This is a genomic window from Streptomyces sp. NPDC018031, assembly GCF_044327625.1.
Lineage (GTDB): Bacteria > Actinomycetota > Actinomycetes > Streptomycetales > Streptomycetaceae > Streptomyces.
Map to the genome: position 1 here is coordinate 92,522 of NZ_JBIRFT010000004.1, position 15,805 is coordinate 108,326.

The 15,805-nt window shown below is 72.5% G+C and carries 13 protein-coding genes and 3 tRNA genes; 10 read left to right on the forward strand and 6 right to left on the reverse strand.

Annotated features, from left to right (window positions below):
• Positions 1–390 precede the first annotated feature (390 nt).
• Entirely contained in the window at positions 391–1,887 is a 1,497-nt protein-coding gene (locus tag ACH4B3_RS12730; protein WP_398462825.1) for a sulfatase, read from the forward strand.
• Here ACH4B3_RS12730 and ACH4B3_RS12735 read toward each other — a convergent pair whose 3' ends face one another.
• Positions 1,888–2,688 carry a sterol carrier family protein gene (locus tag ACH4B3_RS12735; protein ID WP_398462826.1) on the reverse strand — a complete coding sequence of 267 codons (801 nt, stop codon included), beginning with the start codon at positions 2,686–2,688 and terminating at the stop codon, positions 1,888–1,890. It abuts the gene before it with no gap.
• A gap of 453 nt (positions 2,689–3,141) precedes the next feature.
• Here ACH4B3_RS12735 and ACH4B3_RS12740 point away from each other — a divergent pair, with 453 nt between their 5' ends.
• Positions 3,142–3,540: a nuclear transport factor 2 family protein gene (locus ACH4B3_RS12740; RefSeq protein WP_398462827.1), complete on the forward strand. Its 399-nt coding sequence runs from the start codon at positions 3,142–3,144 to the stop codon at positions 3,538–3,540.
• Between the two features lie 123 nt (positions 3,541–3,663).
• Here ACH4B3_RS12740 and purL read toward each other — a convergent pair whose 3' ends face one another.
• The 3 genes from purL to purS are packed head-to-tail and all read right to left on the reverse strand — an operon-like array spanning position 3,664 to position 6,853.
• Positions 3,664–5,913 carry a phosphoribosylformylglycinamidine synthase subunit PurL gene (gene purL, locus ACH4B3_RS12745; protein WP_398462828.1) on the reverse strand — a complete coding sequence of 750 codons (2,250 nt, stop codon included), beginning with the start codon at positions 5,911–5,913 and terminating at the stop codon, positions 3,664–3,666.
• A complete protein-coding gene (purQ, locus tag ACH4B3_RS12750) occupies positions 5,910–6,590 on the reverse strand; it encodes a phosphoribosylformylglycinamidine synthase subunit PurQ (RefSeq protein ID WP_398462829.1) in 681 nt (226 codons plus the stop codon). The genes purL and purQ overlap by 4 nt, the downstream gene beginning before the upstream one ends.
• Positions 6,587–6,853, reverse strand: a complete 267-nt coding sequence (gene purS / locus ACH4B3_RS12755; protein ID WP_398462830.1) for a phosphoribosylformylglycinamidine synthase subunit PurS — start codon at positions 6,851–6,853, stop codon at positions 6,587–6,589. Before purS ends, purQ begins: the two co-directional genes overlap by 4 nt.
• A gap of 302 nt (positions 6,854–7,155) precedes the next feature.
• Between purS and ACH4B3_RS12760 the strand changes: the two genes are divergently transcribed.
• The 8 genes from ACH4B3_RS12760 to ACH4B3_RS12795 all read left to right on the forward strand — a co-directional run bounded on the left by ACH4B3_RS12760 (position 7,156) and on the right by ACH4B3_RS12795 (position 12,740).
• On the forward strand, positions 7,156–7,473 hold the full coding sequence (locus ACH4B3_RS12760; protein WP_197989645.1) for an Lsr2 family protein: 318 nt from the start codon (positions 7,156–7,158) through the stop codon (positions 7,471–7,473).
• 1,010 nt (positions 7,474–8,483) lie between these two features.
• Positions 8,484–8,555: transfer RNA gene (locus ACH4B3_RS12765), tRNA-Gly, on the forward strand.
• Positions 8,556–8,632: 77 nt separating this feature from the next.
• A tRNA-Gly gene (locus ACH4B3_RS12770) sits at positions 8,633–8,705 on the forward strand.
• A gap of 126 nt (positions 8,706–8,831) precedes the next feature.
• Entirely contained in the window at positions 8,832–9,833 is a 1,002-nt protein-coding gene (locus ACH4B3_RS12775) for an ABC transporter ATP-binding protein (protein WP_398462831.1), read from the forward strand.
• Positions 9,830–10,642: an ABC transporter permease gene (locus ACH4B3_RS12780; protein WP_398462832.1), complete on the forward strand. Its 813-nt coding sequence runs from the start codon at positions 9,830–9,832 to the stop codon at positions 10,640–10,642. Before ACH4B3_RS12775 ends, ACH4B3_RS12780 begins: the two co-directional genes overlap by 4 nt.
• A gap of 18 nt (positions 10,643–10,660) precedes the next feature.
• Positions 10,661–11,995 (forward strand): sensor histidine kinase, encoded by a 1,335-nt coding sequence (locus ACH4B3_RS12785; protein WP_398462833.1) that lies wholly within the window; start codon positions 10,661–10,663, stop codon positions 11,993–11,995.
• On the forward strand, positions 11,992–12,633 hold the full coding sequence (locus tag ACH4B3_RS12790) for a response regulator (protein ID WP_398462834.1): 642 nt from the start codon (positions 11,992–11,994) through the stop codon (positions 12,631–12,633). Before ACH4B3_RS12785 ends, ACH4B3_RS12790 begins: the two co-directional genes overlap by 4 nt.
• A 34-nt stretch (positions 12,634–12,667) precedes the next feature.
• Positions 12,668–12,740, forward strand: a tRNA-Gly gene (locus tag ACH4B3_RS12795).
• Between the two features lie 214 nt (positions 12,741–12,954).
• Here the strand turns inward: ACH4B3_RS12795 and ACH4B3_RS12800 are convergent.
• Entirely contained in the window at positions 12,955–13,854 is a 900-nt protein-coding gene (locus tag ACH4B3_RS12800; protein ID WP_398462835.1) for a phosphoribosylaminoimidazolesuccinocarboxamide synthase, read from the reverse strand.
• Between the two features lie 91 nt (positions 13,855–13,945).
• Positions 13,946–15,421: a N,N-dimethylformamidase beta subunit family domain-containing protein gene (locus tag ACH4B3_RS12805; RefSeq protein ID WP_398462836.1), complete on the reverse strand. Its 1,476-nt coding sequence runs from the start codon at positions 15,419–15,421 to the stop codon at positions 13,946–13,948.
• Positions 15,422–15,805 lie beyond the last annotated feature (384 nt).

Consider the following 15,805-nt stretch of genomic DNA (forward strand, 5'->3'; position numbering starts at 1 on the left):
CCGTCGCGGCCATCCGTTCCGGGGAACCCTCCGGTCTCCCGGCCGCCCGCCGTCAGCGACGTCGCCGTCGTCCCCGCCGTCCCTTCCCGGACCTGACGCCCGGCGCCCCGCACCGCCCCCGGCCCCGGCTCGCGCCTCCGCGCCCGCCCGGCTCCCGGATTTCCCCCTTCCGCGCTGCTTCCCCCGCTCCCGCTCCGGTTCTCCCCTGCCCGTTTCCTGCCCTCGCCTTCCCCCGTCCGCCGTTCCGCCTGGCGCCGTGCGACCGGTGACCCCCGGCCGCCCACAGCGCCCGCCCACCGCCGACGCCCCGCGACGGCCGGCCCGGCGGCGCCGCCCGGCGCCCGCGCGACCGCACCCAGGCGGCGGCACGCACCTGCCCTGGAGTCCTCGATGTCCTCGACCGACCGCCCGTCCTCGTCACCCGACCACGAGCCCGCGGCCCACCAGCCGCCCCCGGCGGCGCCCGACCGGCCGCTGTCCCGCCGCACCCTCGGCAGGCTCGCCGCCGTCTCCGCCGGCGTCGGTCTGACCGCCGCCACCGCGCCGGCCTCCGCAGACACCGCGGCGACCGGCGGCCGGACCGTCCGGGAGCGGCCGTTCCGGGCCGCCGTCCACCGCCGGGCACCCCGCCCCAACATCCTCTTCATCCTCGCCGACGACCTGGGCTGGGCCGACCTCTCCTGCTACGGCTCGCCCCACATCCGCACCCCGCACCTGGACCGGCTCGCCCGCCAGGGAGTACGGTTCACCGACGCCTACGCCGGCTCCTCCACCTGCTCACCCACCCGGTTCAGCCTCTACACCGGGCGCTTCCCCGGCCGCACCCCCGGCGGCCTGCACGAGCCGATCCCCGGCGGCTCCACCGCGGGACTGCCGGCGGACCACCCCACCCTCGCCTCGCTGCTGCGCGACGCCGGCTACGCCACCGCGCTGATCGGCAAGTGGCACTGCGGCTACCTGCCCGACCACAGCCCCACCAAATCGGGCTGGGACACCTTCTTCGGCAACCTGGGCGGCGCCCTGGAGTACTACTCCAAACTGGGCCTGACCGGGGAGTACGACCTGTACGAGGGCGAGGTCGGCCACCAGGACCTGCGCTACTACACCCGGATCATCACCGAGCGCGCAGCCGAGTACGTCGGCCGCGACCACGACCGCCCCTGGCTGCTCAACCTGAACTTCACCACTCCGCACTGGCCGTGGATCGCCGAGGGCGACACGGCCGAGAGCGCCCGGCTGACCAGGCTCATCAAGGAGGGCGGACGCGGCGTCCTCAACCACCGCGACGGCGGCTCGCTGGCCAAGTACCGGGAACTCGTCGAGGACCTCGACCGGTCCGTCGGCGAAGTGCTGACGGCGCTCCGCCGGTCCGGCCAGGAGGAGAACACCCTGGTCGTCTTCGCCAGCGACAACGGCGGCGAGCGCTTCTCGCACCAGTGGCCGCTGTCCGGCGAGAAGTTCACGCTGCTGGAGGGCGGTATCCGGGTGCCGACCATCGTGCGCTGGCCGGCCCGCATCGACGGCGGCGCGCAGGTGTCCCACGAGCCGGTCTACACCCCGGACTGGACCGCGACCCTGCTGGAGACGGCCGGCGCCCGGCCGGACCGGGCGTACCCGCTGGACGGCACCAGCCTGGCCGGATACCTCCTGCGCGGCGAGGCGCTGCCCGACCGGAACCTGTTCTGGCGGGTCCGCGGTGAACGGGCGCTGCGCCGCGGCGACTGGAAGTACCACCGGGACCAGCAGGGCCGGGACCATCTGTTCGACATCGCCGACGACCCGCGGGAACAGGCCGACAAGGCGGCCCGGGAGCCGAAGGTGCTCAACGCGCTGCGGACCGCGTGGGAGGAGACGGACGCGACCCTGCTGCCGTATCCGAAGGGCTGATCAGCCGAGCAGCGGCAGCTGCCCGGAAAGGTCGGCGCGCTCGCCGCCGGCCGTGACCTCCGCGGCCTCGACCGCCTCGCCCCAGGTCGTACGGCCGGTGGCGAGGCGGATCCAGGTGAGCGGTTCGGTCTCGACGACGTTCGGAGGGGTGCCGCGGGTGTGCCGGGGACCCTCGACGCACTGCACTACGGCGAACGGCGGCACCCGCACCTCCACCGACCCGCCGGGCGCCTTCGCCGCGAGCGCGTCGGCGAGCACCCGGACCGCGGTGGCCAGCGCCTGCCGGTCGTACCCGGCCTCGGCTCCGGTGGCGGCGGCCAGATCGTCGGTGTGGACCACCAGTTCCACGCAGCGGGTGACCAGGAAGTCGTCCAGCCGCATGGCGCCCAGCCGGGTGGCGAGCACCCGGTCCCCGGGCGCCTGCGGCACCAGTTCCCGGTAGCGGGCCGCGGCCCGTTCCAGCAGTTCCGCGGGGGCGGCGGCACCGGCCGCGAGCGCCCGGGTGTCGGCGTCGATGTCTGCGGCGGCCGTCGCGGTCCCGGACACCCATCCGGCGAGGGTGACCTCCGCGGCCGGCGGCGCGGGCAGTTCCAGACACCGGTTCACGCTCTCCACCACCATGGCCAGGTGGGCGACGAGTTCCCGCACCGTCCAGTCCCCGAGCCGGGTCGGCGCGTCCAGCCGCCCCTCCGGGAGCCCGGCCACCGCTTCCCGTACCTGCCGGAACTGCGCGGCCACCGCCTCCCGGGTCCGGGCGGGATCGTAGGCACGGGCACGGGGCTTGCGGGGCGCGGCGGGCATGTGGGCGAGCTTACCCAGCGGCGCCGCGGCGGGACCGCCGTACCGCGACCCCGCCCGGGGGCCCGGGAGGACCGCCCCTGGACCGGACGACCGCCCCGGGGCCGGGCGCCCCGCCCGGAGGGGCGCGGACACCGGCGCCCACCTGCTCGGACACCTTCCCGGGCGGGCACGGAGACCGTGTCCGGCCCGGCGTGGGCACCGTCCCGGACCGACGTGAGCGCGTTCCCGGGCCCACCCGGAGACCGCGTCCCGGGGCCTGCGCGGACACCTGCTCAGACCTGCGTGGGCACCTTCCCGGGCGTGCATGGGCACCTTCCGGGCCTGTCCGGAAACCGCGTCCCCGGCCTGCGTGGACACCTTCCCGGACCCGGGCAGATGATGGAACAAACCGCACTTTCTCCGTCGGAAATCGCGCATCCGCCGGAGCCATCCGCCAGAAAGGGGTGCGCCGCCATGGCTCAGCACCCGGACTGCACACTGGTACGCAAGGGCTACGACGCGTTCTCCCGGGGTGACATGGACACCCTGGGCGGCCTGATGACCGCCGACGTCACCCATCACGTGCCCGGCGACAACCCGCTATCCGGCCACCACAAGGGCCGTGACGCCTGCCTGGACCTGTACCGGAAACTGCACGAGGAGACCGGGGGCACGCTCCGCGTCGACCTCGAGGCGCCGCTGCTCACGGACGGGCGCGGGCATGTGATGTCCGTCCACCAGCTGCGCGCCGACCGCAAGGACCGCGGCCTGGAGATCCGTGAGGGCCTGTTCTTCACCATCGTCGGCGGCAAGATCAGCGACATCGACGAGTGCACCGCGGACATCGACGAGTCCGACGCCTTCTGGAGCTGACCGCGGCCCCGGCGGCCGCCGGAGACACGGTGCCCAGCCGGGCGGCTGGTCCGGCCCGGAACACGCACGGTGCCCCGGCGGACGGGTGGTCCGCCGGGGCACCGTGCCGTGATGCGCCGCCCGTCAGGCCAGCAGGCCCGGGATGGTCGCCTCGTGCACCTGCTTGAGTTCGGCCAGCGGGATGCCGAACACGCCCTGGACCTCGACCGCTTCGCCGTCGACCACGCCGATGCGGGTGGCCGGCAGGCCCCGTGCACCGCACATGTCGTTGAAGCGGAGTTCCTCGCTGCGCGGCACCGCCACCACGGCGCGGCCGGCCGACTCGGAGAACAGCAGGGTGAACGCGTCCAGACCGTCCGGGACGATCAGTCGCGCGCCCTTCCCGCCGCGCAGGCAGGACTCCACCACGGCCTGGATCAGACCGCCGTCGGACAGGTCGTGCGCCGCGTCGATCATGCCGTCGCGGGAGGCCGCGATCAGGATCTCGGCGAGCAGCTTCTCCCGGTCCAGGTCCACGGCCGGCGGCAGTCCGCCCAGGTGGTCGTGGACGACCTGGGACCAGGCCGACCCGCCGAACTCCTCGCGGGTGTCGCCCAGCAGGTAGAGCAGCTGGCCCTCTTCGGCGAAGGCGATCGGGGTGCGGCGGGTGACGTCGTCGATCACACCGAGCACCGCGACCACCGGGGTCGGGTGGATGGCGGTCTCGCCGGTCTGGTTGTACAGCGAGACGTTGCCGCCGGTGACCGGGGTGCCCAGCTGCAGGCAGCCGTCCGCCAGGCCGCGGGTGGCCTCGGCGAACTGCCACATGACGGCCGGGTCCTCGGGCGAACCGAAGTTGAGGCAGTCGGAGATGGCCAGCGGCCGGGCACCGGCCGCCGCCACGTTCCGGTACGCCTCGGCGAGGGCGAGCTGCGCACCGGTGTACGGGTCCAGCTTCGCGTACCGGCCGTTGCCGTCGGTCGCCAGGGCGACCCCCAGGTTCGACTCCTCGTCGATCCGGATCATGCCCGCGTCCTCGGGCTGGGCGAGCACCGTGTTGCCCTGCACGAACCGGTCGTACTGGTCGGTGACCCAGGACTTGGACGCCTGGTTCGGCGAACCGACCAGCGCCAGCACCTGGGCGCGCAGCTCCTCGGCGGTCTGCGGGCGCGGCAGCTTGCCGGCGTCGTCGGCCTGGAGGGCGTCCTGCCAGTCGGGACGGGCGTACGGCCGGTGGTAGGTCGGCCCCTCGTGGGCCACGGAGCGCGGCGGCACGTCCACGATCTGCTCACCGTGCCAGAAGATCTCCAGCCGGTCGCCCTCGGTCACCTCACCGATCACGGTGGCGATGACGTCCCACTTCTCGCAGATCTCCAGGAAGCGGTCGACCTTGTCGGGTTCGACGATCGCGCACATGCGCTCCTGCGACTCGCTCATGAGGATCTCCTCCGGCGAGAGCGTCGCGTCGCGCAGCGGCACGGTGTCCAGCTCGACCCGCATACCGCCGGAGCCGGCGCTGGCCAGCTCGCTGGTGGCGCAGGACAGGCCGGCGCCGCCCAGGTCCTGGATACCGGCGACCAGGTCCTCGCGGAAGACCTCCAGGGTGCACTCGATGAGGAGCTTCTCCTGGAACGGGTCGCCGACCTGGACCGCCGGGCGCTTGGCGGGCTTGGTGTCGTCGAAGGTCTCCGACGCCAGGACGGACACGCCGCCGATGCCGTCACCGCCGGTGCGGGCACCGTAGAGGATCACCTTGTTGCCGGGGCCGGAGGCCTTGGCGAGGTGGATGTCCTCGTGCTTCATCACGCCGATGCAACCGGCGTTGACCAGCGGGTTGCCCTGGTAGCAGGAGTCGAAGACGACCTCGCCGCCGATGTTCGGCAGGCCCAGGCAGTTGCCGTAGCCGCCGATGCCGGCGACCACTCCGGGGAGCACCCGCTTGGTGTCCGGGTGGTCCGCGGCGCCGAAGCGCAGCGGGTCCACGACGGCGACCGGGCGGGCGCCCATCGCGAGGATGTCCCGGACGATGCCGCCGATACCGGTGGCCGCGCCCTGGTACGGCTCGATGTACGAGGGGTGGTTGTGCGACTCGACCTTGAAGGTCACCGCGTACCCCTGGCCCACGTCGACGACGCCCGCGTTCTCGCCGATGCCGACGAGCAGCGCGTCGTTCTCCGGGGCCTTCTCGCCGAACTGCTTGAGGTGGACCTTGCTGCTCTTGTACGAGCAGTGCTCGGACCACATCACCGAGTACATGGCGAGCTCGGCGCCGGTGGGACGGCGGCCCAGGATTTCCCGGATGCGCTCGTATTCGTCCTGCTTCAGGCCGAGTTCGGCCCAGGGCTGCGCGACGTCCGGGGTCCCGGCCGCGTGCTTGACCGTATCCAGACTCATGAGGTGACCAGCTTCTTGAGGATCGAGGTGAAGAATCCGAGGCCGTCGGTGCGGCCGGTGCCGACGAGCGGCTCCACGGCGTGCTCGGGGTGCGGCATCAGACCGACGACGTTGCCCGCCGCATTGGTGATCCCGGCGATGTCGCGCAGCGAGCCGTTGGGATTGAAGTCCAGGTACCGGAAGACCACCCGGCCCTCCGCCTCCAGCTCGTCCAGGACCCGCTCGTCGGCGACGTACCGGCCGTCGATGTTCTTCAGCGGAATGCTGATCTCCTGGCCGGACTCGTACGAACTCGTCCAGGAGGTCGCGGAGTTTTCCACCCGCAACTTCTGATCACGGCAGATGAAGTGCAGATGGTTGTTCCGCAGCATCGCGCCGGGCAGCAGGTGGGTCTCGGTGAGGACCTGGAAGCCATTGCAGATGCCAAGAACGGGCATGCCGGCCTTGGCCTGCTCAATGACCGACTCCATCACGGGGGAGAAGCGGGAGATCGCTCCGGCCCGCAGATAGTCCCCGTAGGAGAAGCCGCCGGGCAGCACGACCGCGTCGACCTGCTTGAGATCCTTGTCACGGTGCCAGAGCGGCACCGCTTCGAGCCCGGCGAGACGGACCGCGCGCTGGGTGTCGCGGTCGTCCAGGGTGCCGGGGAAAGTGACGACTCCGACGCGCGCGGTCACGATTCGGCCTTCGCGTCGGCGCCCTCGACCTTCACGACGAAGTCTTCGATGACGGTGTTGGCGAGGAAGGTTTCTGCCATCTCACGGATACGGGCGAGGGCGGCGTCGTCGACCGGGCCCTCCACTTCAAGTTCAAAGCGCTTGCCCTGACGAACGTCGGAGATGCCCTCGAATCCGAGGCGGGGCAGTGCACGGTGCACCGCCTGGCCCTGCGGGTCGAGGATCTCCGGCTTGAGCATGACGTCGACTACGACGCGTGCCACTGGCACTCCCGGTGGTGATGTGGTGCGTAAGGCGGTGCCCTAAGCGTACCCTCCACAAAAATCTACGCGGGTAGATATCCTGAGGGTCGGTCACGTTTAAGCATCAGCACCAGGAAGCACTAGGGAATGGACGCTGTAAAACGTATGGTCCCGATTGCGGCGTGACACGCGGGTGAAATTCCCGGGACTTCACAATGCATTGTCCGTCGCTGTACAAAAGAAAAAGCAATGCCCCCATACTCCTTCACACCCGGCATCTATGCACGTCAACGCATCGATGCACCCCGAAAGGACCGATATCCGTGGCGCAGCGCGTAGTGGTCACGCTCTCCGACGACATCGACGGCGGAGAAGCCGAGGAGACGGTCGTCTTCGGTCTCGACGGCAGGTCGTACGAGATCGACCTCAGCTCCGCCAATGCGAAGAAACTGCGGGGAGCTCTCGCACCCTTCGTGGAGGCCGGGCGCAAGCGGTCCCGCTCCGGCAAGGCGTACCGCCGCACGGCGGTGGCCCCGGACCCGGCCGCGGTCCGGGCCTGGGCACGTTCCAACGGCATGGAGGTGCCGCCGCGCGGCCGCATCCCGAAGAAGGTCTACGAGGCGTTCAACGAGGCGGGCTGACCGCGCCCGGCGGCCGGCCCCGGGCCGCCCCCGCGCCGGTCACCGAAAGCGCCCTGGCCACCGGCCGATCGGGACGGCCGGCGCAGCGGCCGTTGCCGGTGTCCGGCCCAGCGGACGTCGCCGGGTGCCTTGTCCAGCGGCCGGTGGCGGAGCGTTGTCTCTCTCGCCGGCCGATGCCGAGGTGCCCTGTCCAGCGGCCGGTGCGGGGTGCCCTGTCCAGCGGCCGGTGCGGGGTGTCCGGCCCCAGCGGCAGGCACCGGAGCGTGCCTCCCTCCCCGGCCGATGCCGAGGTGCCCTGTCCAGCGGCCGGTGCGAAGTGTCCGGCCCCAGCGGCAGGCACCGGAGCGTGCCTCCCTCCCCGGCCCATGTCGAGGTGCCCCTCTCACCGGTCGCCACCGGGACACCCCGCCCACCGGCCGCCACCACCCCTCGCCCTGGTGATCACCGGCCGACCGACCCAGCCTCCTACGGTCCCGGAACGGCCCCACCCAGGAGACTCGCCCGACGGCGGACCGGCACGGGCGGCAGGCCCGGCACGAGCGGCAGGCCGCACACGGGCCGCGGGCCCCACACCGACGGCAGACCCGGCGCAGACAGCGGACCCGGCACGGGCGGAGACCGAAACGGGCGGCAGAGCGGCAGACCGGCACGGGCCGCGGACCGGCACATGGGCGGCAGACCCCGCACGGGCCGCGGCGGGCTCCCGTGCCGTGTGGCCGCGCGCCGCACGCCCCGGGGGTGGCGCCGGCGCGCGTCCGGGAGCCGGCCGGGACCACCCCCGTGGCGAACGCGACACGGCCCGCCGGCCAACTCCGGGCGTCCCCGCGGCGAACCCCCGACCGGTCACGCCCCACCGCCGGCCCCGTCGCGGAGCGCCCCCGCGTCGAGCGGGGCGGCCCGGGGCCCGGATCGGTCGCCGCTCCGGCCGAGTTGCACAACACCCCTGGTGATCCGCTAGAGTCTGGAGCACGCCGAGGGGCGAGGCCGAAAGGCAAAGCCCCGAGGAACATGCGGGTGTAGCTCAGTAGTAGAGCGCCCCCTTTCCAAGGGGGAGGCGCAGTGTGCGATCCCTGTCACCCGCTCTCATCACTTACCGACCACTTCGGTGGATCAGGTACAGTGGTGTTCGCACCGCCCGGTGAAAGCCGGTCGGAGGCATGCGGACGTGGCTCAGTTGGTAGAGCATCACCTTGCCAAGGTGAGGGTCGCGAGTTCGAATCTCGTCGTCCGCTCAGAACAAAAGGCCCCGGTCTTCACGACCGGGGCCTTTTGCGTATATGCGCACACATGACATTCGTCATGAGAGGCGATGACAGGGCGCACTGCCCCGCGGCCTTGTCGGGCCGGACGCTGGAGCCATGGAAAACGGCGAGAGTGTGATCGAGGCCACCGAGGTCTGGCGCCGCTATGCCGGCGGTTTCGCGGCCGTGCGGGGTGTCTCGTTCTCGGTGGCGCGTGGTGAGTTGTTCGCCCTGCTCGGCACGAACGGCGCGGGCAAGACCTCCACCGTGGAACTGCTGGAGGGGCTGGCCCGGCCCGCCGAGGGGTCGGTCCGGGTGCTGGGCCGCGATCCGTTCCGCGAACGTTCCCTGGTCCGGCCGCGCACCGGGGTGATGCTGCAGGAAGGCGGATTTCCGTCCGAGCTGACGGTGACCGAGACGATACGGATGTGGGCGGGCTGCACCAGCGGTGCCCGCCCGGCCGCCGAGGCGCTGGAGATGGTGGGGCTCGGCCCCCGGCGGGACGTGCGGGTGAAACAGCTCTCCGGAGGTGAGCGGCGCCGGCTCGATCTGGCGCTGGCGGTCCTGGGGCGGCCCGAAGTGCTCTTCCTGGACGAGCCGACCACCGGGCTGGACGCGGAGGGACGCCGGGAGACCTGGGCGCTGGTGCGCTCATTGCGCGACAGCGGCACCACGGTGCTGCTGACCACCCACTACCTCGAGGAGGCCGAGGAGCTGGCCGACCGGCTGACCATCCTGCACGAGGGGCGCACGGCCGCCTCGGGCCGGGTGGCGGACGTGGTCGCCCGGTATCCCTCCCGGCTCTCCTTCCGGCTCCCGGAGGGCTTCTTCCTCGGCGACCTGCCGCCGCTCGCCCCGCTGGGTGTCCTCGGGCACGAGACCGCCGGCCGGCTGGTGCGGCTGCGGACGGACGATCTCCAGCGCACCGCCACCGGATTGCTGGTCTGGGCACGGGATACCGGGGTGGAGCTGGAGGGGCTGGACGCCCGTTCGGCGTCCCTGGAGGAAGCCTTCCTCGCCATCGCCGCCACCCGGACGCCCGCGGAGCCTCCCGCGGACCGCACGGCGGCTCCAGGCGAGATGGCGGCCCCGGGTGCCCCGGCGGGAGGTCGGGCATGAGCGGCCTGACCCTGGGGGAGCGGACGCGCGGAACCCGCGGCCCCGGCACGGGGAGCCGCCGCCGGGACCGTCTGGCCGCGCTGGCGCGGGCCGAGCTGACGCTGCTGGGCCGGAGCAAGGTGCCGCTGTTCACCGCCCTGGTGATGCCGGTGGCGTTCACGGTCACGGTGAAGTCCTGGCTCGGCGGCATGGACCTCGCGGACGCCGGGCTCTCCACCGGCGCGGTGCTCGTGCCGAGCGCACTCGGCTTCGTGCTGATCTTCGCGGTCTACGCCAACCTCGTGCCGGTCTACGTGGTGCGGCGTGAAGAACTGGTCCTCAAGCGACTGCGCTGCGGGGAGCTCGACGACCGGGAGATCCTCGCCGGTACGGCGCTGCCGTCGGTGGTGGTCGCCCTGGCCCAGTGCCTGCTGGTCGCGGCCGGCGGCGTCCTGCTGCTCGACGTCCCGGCGCCGGAGGCACCCCACCTGGCCTTGGCCGGTCTGGCGGGCGGCACGGTGATGCTGGTGGCGCTGGCGGCGGCCACGGCGGGGGTGACGCGGTCCGCGGAGAGCGCCCAGCTGAGCGTGGCGCCCCTGCTGATGGTGTCGATGCTCGGCTCGGGCCTGTTCGTCCCGCTGGAACTGCTGCCGGACCGGGTCGCCACGGCCTGCGAGGTACTACCGCTGAGCCCGGTGATCGCACTCATACGGGCGGGCTGGACGGGCCCCACCGGAGAGACTCCGACGGACTTGATCACGATGGTGGCCTGGACGGGTTTGGCAGTGTTTGCTGTACGACGGTGGTTCCGGTGGGAGCCGCGGCGTTGAGCAACGGAGGTCCGGGGCGTGGCCAGACGGAGATGGCGGAACAGGAGCAGGCTCGCGCAGGTCGACCTGTACACGCGCTGGACGCTGTACTCCTTCGCCTGGCTGGAACCGATCTCTGCCGTCCTCTCCCTCGTCACCAGGACGGTGCGGCGGTCGGATGCGCCGCTGCCGCTGCTGTGCCTGGTCGGTGCGCTCGCGCTGGCGCAGGGGCTGTCCAGTACCGCGCTCACGCGCAGTGCGCTCAACCAGTACCTGCGCACCGGGACGGTGAGCCGTCGGCAGACCGTCACCGGCATCGCCCTGATGATCGGCACGGTCGGCTGGGCGCTCGCCCTGGCCTGGGTGGCCGGCCTGCAGAACGAGGGGGTCATGGCCGCGCTGCTGACCGCCGCCACCGCGCCGTTCCTCGGCCCGCAGGTGCTGATGGTCCGGGTGCGTACCGCGATCGGCACCCAGGTGCTGGTGGCCGCGGGGGCATCGGCGGGGCTGGCGGCGATCGGCTCCGAGGTCCAGGTCGTCCTGGCGACCTTCCTGGCAATGCTCGTCGTCACCAGCTGGATCGCCTTCACCGTGCGGTGCTCGGCCTGGGTGCTCTCCGTGATGTGGGAGCTGGACGCGACCAGGAGCGTGCAGTCTCGGCTGGCCGTCGCGGAGGAGCGGCTGCGCTTCGGCCGGGACATGCACGATGTGCTCGGCCGCAATCTCGCGGTGATCGCGCTCAAGAGCGAGCTGGCGGTGCAGTTGGCCCGCCGGGGCTCGCCCTCCGCGGTGGACCAGATGACCGAGGTGCAGCGAATAGCCCAGGACTCCCAGCGGGAGGTCCGCGATGTGGTGCGCGGCTACCGGGAGGCCGATCTGCACACCGAGTTGGTGGGGGCGCGTTCGGTGCTCCGGGCGGCCGGTGTGGACTGCCGTATCGACGACGACCACGGCGGCCGGGGCGACCGGGGCGACCGGGGTGACCGGGGTGACCGGGGTGACCGGGGTGACCGGGGTGACCGGGTGGTGGAGCTGCCGTCCGATGTGCAGTCCTCGCTGGCCTGGGTCGTCCGGGAGGGCACGACCAATGTGCTGCGGCACGCGGAGGCGCGGCGGTGCACGGTCCGGCTGAGCGTCTCCGGCACCGCGGTGCTGGAGATGGAGAACGACGGGGTGGCCGCGACGGCCGATCCCGCGGCGGGCGGCGGCAGCGGCATCGCGGGGTTGCGTGAGCGGCTGGCCGCCCTGGGCGGCACGGTCACCGCGGAGGCCGGCTCCGGGCGCTTCCGGCTGACGGCGGAGGTGCCGCTGACGACCGGGCGGGCGGGCACCCCGGTGAAGGCAGCGGTCGGGACGACGGGAGCGGAGCGGTGACGGGACGGGTGGCGGAACAGCCGGCGGGCACCCCGGTGCGGGTGCTGCTGGCCGACGACGAGCATCTAATCCGGGGCGCGCTCGCGGCGCTGCTGGCCCTGGAGGACGATCTGCGGGTCGTCGCGGAGGCCGCGTCCGGGCCGGAGGCGCTGGCCATGGCCCGGATGCACCGGCCCGACGTGGCGGTGCTGGATCTGCAGATGCCGGGCGCGGACGGTGTGGCGGTGGCCACATCCCTCAGGGCGGAGCTGCCCGGCTGCCGGGCGTTGATCGTGACCAGTCACGGCCGCCCCGGGCACCTGAAGCGGGCGCTGGCCGCCGGGGTGCGCGGGTTCGTTCCGAAGACCGTCTCGGCCCAGCGGCTCGCGGAGATCATCCGGACCGTGCACGGCGGAAGCCGCTATGTGGACCCGGAGTTGGCGGCCGACGCGATAAGCGCCGGGGACTCGCCACTGAGCGGGCGGGAGGCGGAACTGCTGGAGCTGGCGGAAGGCGGCGCCCCGATCGCGGAGATCGCCGAGCGGGTCTCGCTCACCCAGGGCACGGTCCGCAACTACCTCTCCTCGGCCACCGCGAAGCTCGGAGCGGACAATCGGCATGCCGCCGCGCGCCTCGCCCGCGAGCGAGGTTGGCTATAGTGGACTTCGCACCGCGCGGAAACGTGCGGGGCATGCGGACGTAGCTCAGTTGGTAGAGCGCAACCTTGCCAAGGTTGAGGTCGCGAGTTCGAGCCTCGTCGTCCGCTCAGCGAAGGAAGGGCCCCGGTCGGTGACCGGGGCCCTTCGGCGTTTCCGGCGACACCCGGGGCACCCCGGATACGGGCGACACCCGGGATACGGGCGACGGATACGGGACCCCGGATACGGGCGACACCTCGGATATCCCGGAAGGACATCGCGTCGCGGGGCCGGCGCCATGGCGGCGGGGCGCCGGCCCCGCCGCCATGGCGCCGGTGTCGTTCAGGACCAGCGGACTCCGGTGAGCCGCTCGTACGCCTCGGTGTACTTGGCGCGGGTCTGCTCGACGATCTCGTCCGGGAGCGGCGGCGGCGGCAGTTCGCCGCGGCGGTCCCAGCCGGAGGCCGGGGAGTCCAGCCAGTTGCGGACGAACTGCTTGTCGAAGGACTGCTGGGGGCGGCCCGGCTCCCACTGGTCGGCGGGCCAGAAGCGGGAGGAGTCCGGCGTCAGTACCTCGTCGGCGAGGGTCAGCTGCTCCCCCGCGTAGCCGAACTCGAACTTGGTGTCGGCGAGGATGATGCCGCGGTCGCGGGCGATGTCGCGGGCCCGCGAGTAGACGGCGAGGGTGATCTGCCGGAGCACCGCCGCGGTCTCCGCGCCGACCTGGCGGGCCACCTCCTCGTAGGAGACGTTCTCGTCGTGCTCGCCGACCTCGGCCTTGGCCGCCGGGGTGAAGATCGGCGAGGGCAGCTCGGAGCCGTCGACCAGGCCCTCCGGCAGGGCGAGACCGCAGACCGTGCGGTCCTTGTCGTACTCGGCGAGCCCGGAGCCGGTGAGGTAGCCGCGGGCCACGCACTCGACCGGCAGCATCCGCAGCGGCTTGCAGATCATGGTGCGACCGGCCCAGTCGGCCGGGGCGCCCTCGGGCAGCTCGGTGGACAGCACATGGCCGGGCACCAGGTCGGCGAGCTGGTCGAACCACCACAGGGAGAGCTGGGTGAGCACCCGGCCCTTGTCGGGGATCTCGGTGGGCAGCACCCAGTCGTACGCGGACGTCCGGTCGCTGGCGACCATGACGAGATCGCCGTCCTGGTTGCGGTAGAGGTCGCGCACCTTACCGGTGTGCAGGTGCTCGAGTCCCGGAACCTCCACAGGTTCGGGCTTCTCTACGAATCCGGACACGGATCCTCCTGGGGGTTTCGGCCAAGTCCCCCGATTGTCCCTTACCGGGCGGAGGGTCCGTACGCAGGGTCGGCGCGCCGGGCCCGTCGGATCAGTCCCGTTTGCAGATCCGGTCCAGCAGGTTGGCGGTGGCCCGCTGGATGCGTTCGTCGACGTGTCCGGGCCGGTCGAGCGCCGGGGACCAGGCGAACGTGCCCGCGGCGAAGACCAGCGCGTCGCTGGGCGCCCGGTACAGCGAGGTCTCCTGGTGCCGGGTGGCACCGTCCCCGTCGGTGTACGGCGAGTGGGCGAGCAGGATCCGCCGGGTGTGCTCGGGCAGCGTGGTGCGCGGGAAGTAGCGGTCGGCCTCGCCGGCCACCATCCCGGGGAGTTCGTCGCCTTCCCGGGCCCCGGTGGCCTCCCACAGCCAGTGGTCGGCGTTGCGCACCACCATCGGGTGCGGTTCGGGGACCCGTCCGGCGTACTGGATGCCGATCAGCTCCTGCTCGGGTGCCGGGGTCTCGCGCCACAGCGCGGAGCGGCCCGGGCCCCGGCGTTTGCGGCAGGTGAGCAGCCGGTCGGCACCGGCCGGGGAGGGGGCGAGCTCCACCTGCCAGTACATGGTGTTCGCGGAGAGGAAGACCAGCGAGGTGCCGCTGTCCCGGGCGTGTTCGACGGTCCGGCGCATCGGCACCGACCAGTACTCGTCGTGGCCGGGGAAGACCAGGCCGCGGTAGCGGGTGGGGTCCACCCGTCCGGCGTGCAGGTCGCGGGTGTCGGCGTAGCCGAGGTCGTAGCCGTACCGTTCCGCCCAGCGGATGAAGTCGTAGGCGTGGCCGACGTGCAGCGGCAGTCCGGCGCCCGCGTACGGCCGCTCGAAGGAGACCGTGACCGCCGCGTCCTGCTCGCCGAGGAGGCGGCCCCGCTCGTCCCAGGCGTGGTAGAGGCTGGCGCCGGTACGGCCGTCCTCGGGGTACAGGTTGTACGCCTGCCAGGTGATGTCCGGGAGGACCAGCAGCAGGTCGGCGGGGTGGTCGTCGCGGACCGTGAAGGGGATGTGGCTGCGGTAGCCGTCGGCCGTGGTGAGCACCGCGACGTACGCGCCGATGTTCCAGTAGGTGGGGATCTGCAGCCGCCAGGACAGCCACCAGTGGTGGCAGGAGACGGTGCGGTCGGCGGTGAGCGGCGGTGGCTGCACGATGCCGGACAGCCGCGGGCTGTTGGTGATCTTCGCGGCTCCGTCGCCGCCGTAGTGGCCGATGCGGTAGATGTCCACGCCGAACTGCTGGGGCGGGTCGACGGTGATCCGGAAGTCGATCGCCTCGCCGGGGGCGGCGGCCGGGGTGGAGGTGAAGCCCTTGATCTGGCGGTGGACGTCGTCGGCGGTGCGTGGGCCGTGTCCGTGTCCGCGGGCGACGGCGGCCGCTCCGGGGCCGTCGAGGTCGACGTACCAGGGCACCACGTGGCCGGTGTCGTCGAAGTAGTTCTCGCTGCCCCGCAGCCACGGCAGCGGCCCCTGGCCGAACGGGTCGGTCACCCCGTGCGCGAGTGCACCCGACTCCCAGCGCCGGATCTGCTCGGTCACCACGTGCTCCCCTCCCTGACTCCCCCGACGGCCGGCTCTCGCTCCGCCTGCCGCGGTCACCCCCTGAGGCGTTCGCCGTTCTGTTCAGGCCGGTGACATTGGTGGACTACAGCACATCACATAACGCACGCACTCCGTCACTGTTCGTCGCGAATTGGCGGGACCGGACTTTCCCGGACGGGTTCCGTAACGCCTCCTGGGCCACTCGGGTCACGATGACCGAGTCGGATCACTTGCTTCTCTTTCGATCGCGACGCACCGCGACCGTTCGGGCCCCCGGCGCCGCCGCCCGGTAGCCGGTACGGGACAACCCCGGCGCCCGGGTCGATACGGGCCCGGCACTCGCCCGGGCGGGCCGGTTCGGGGCCCGGCACCCGCCTCGGTCCC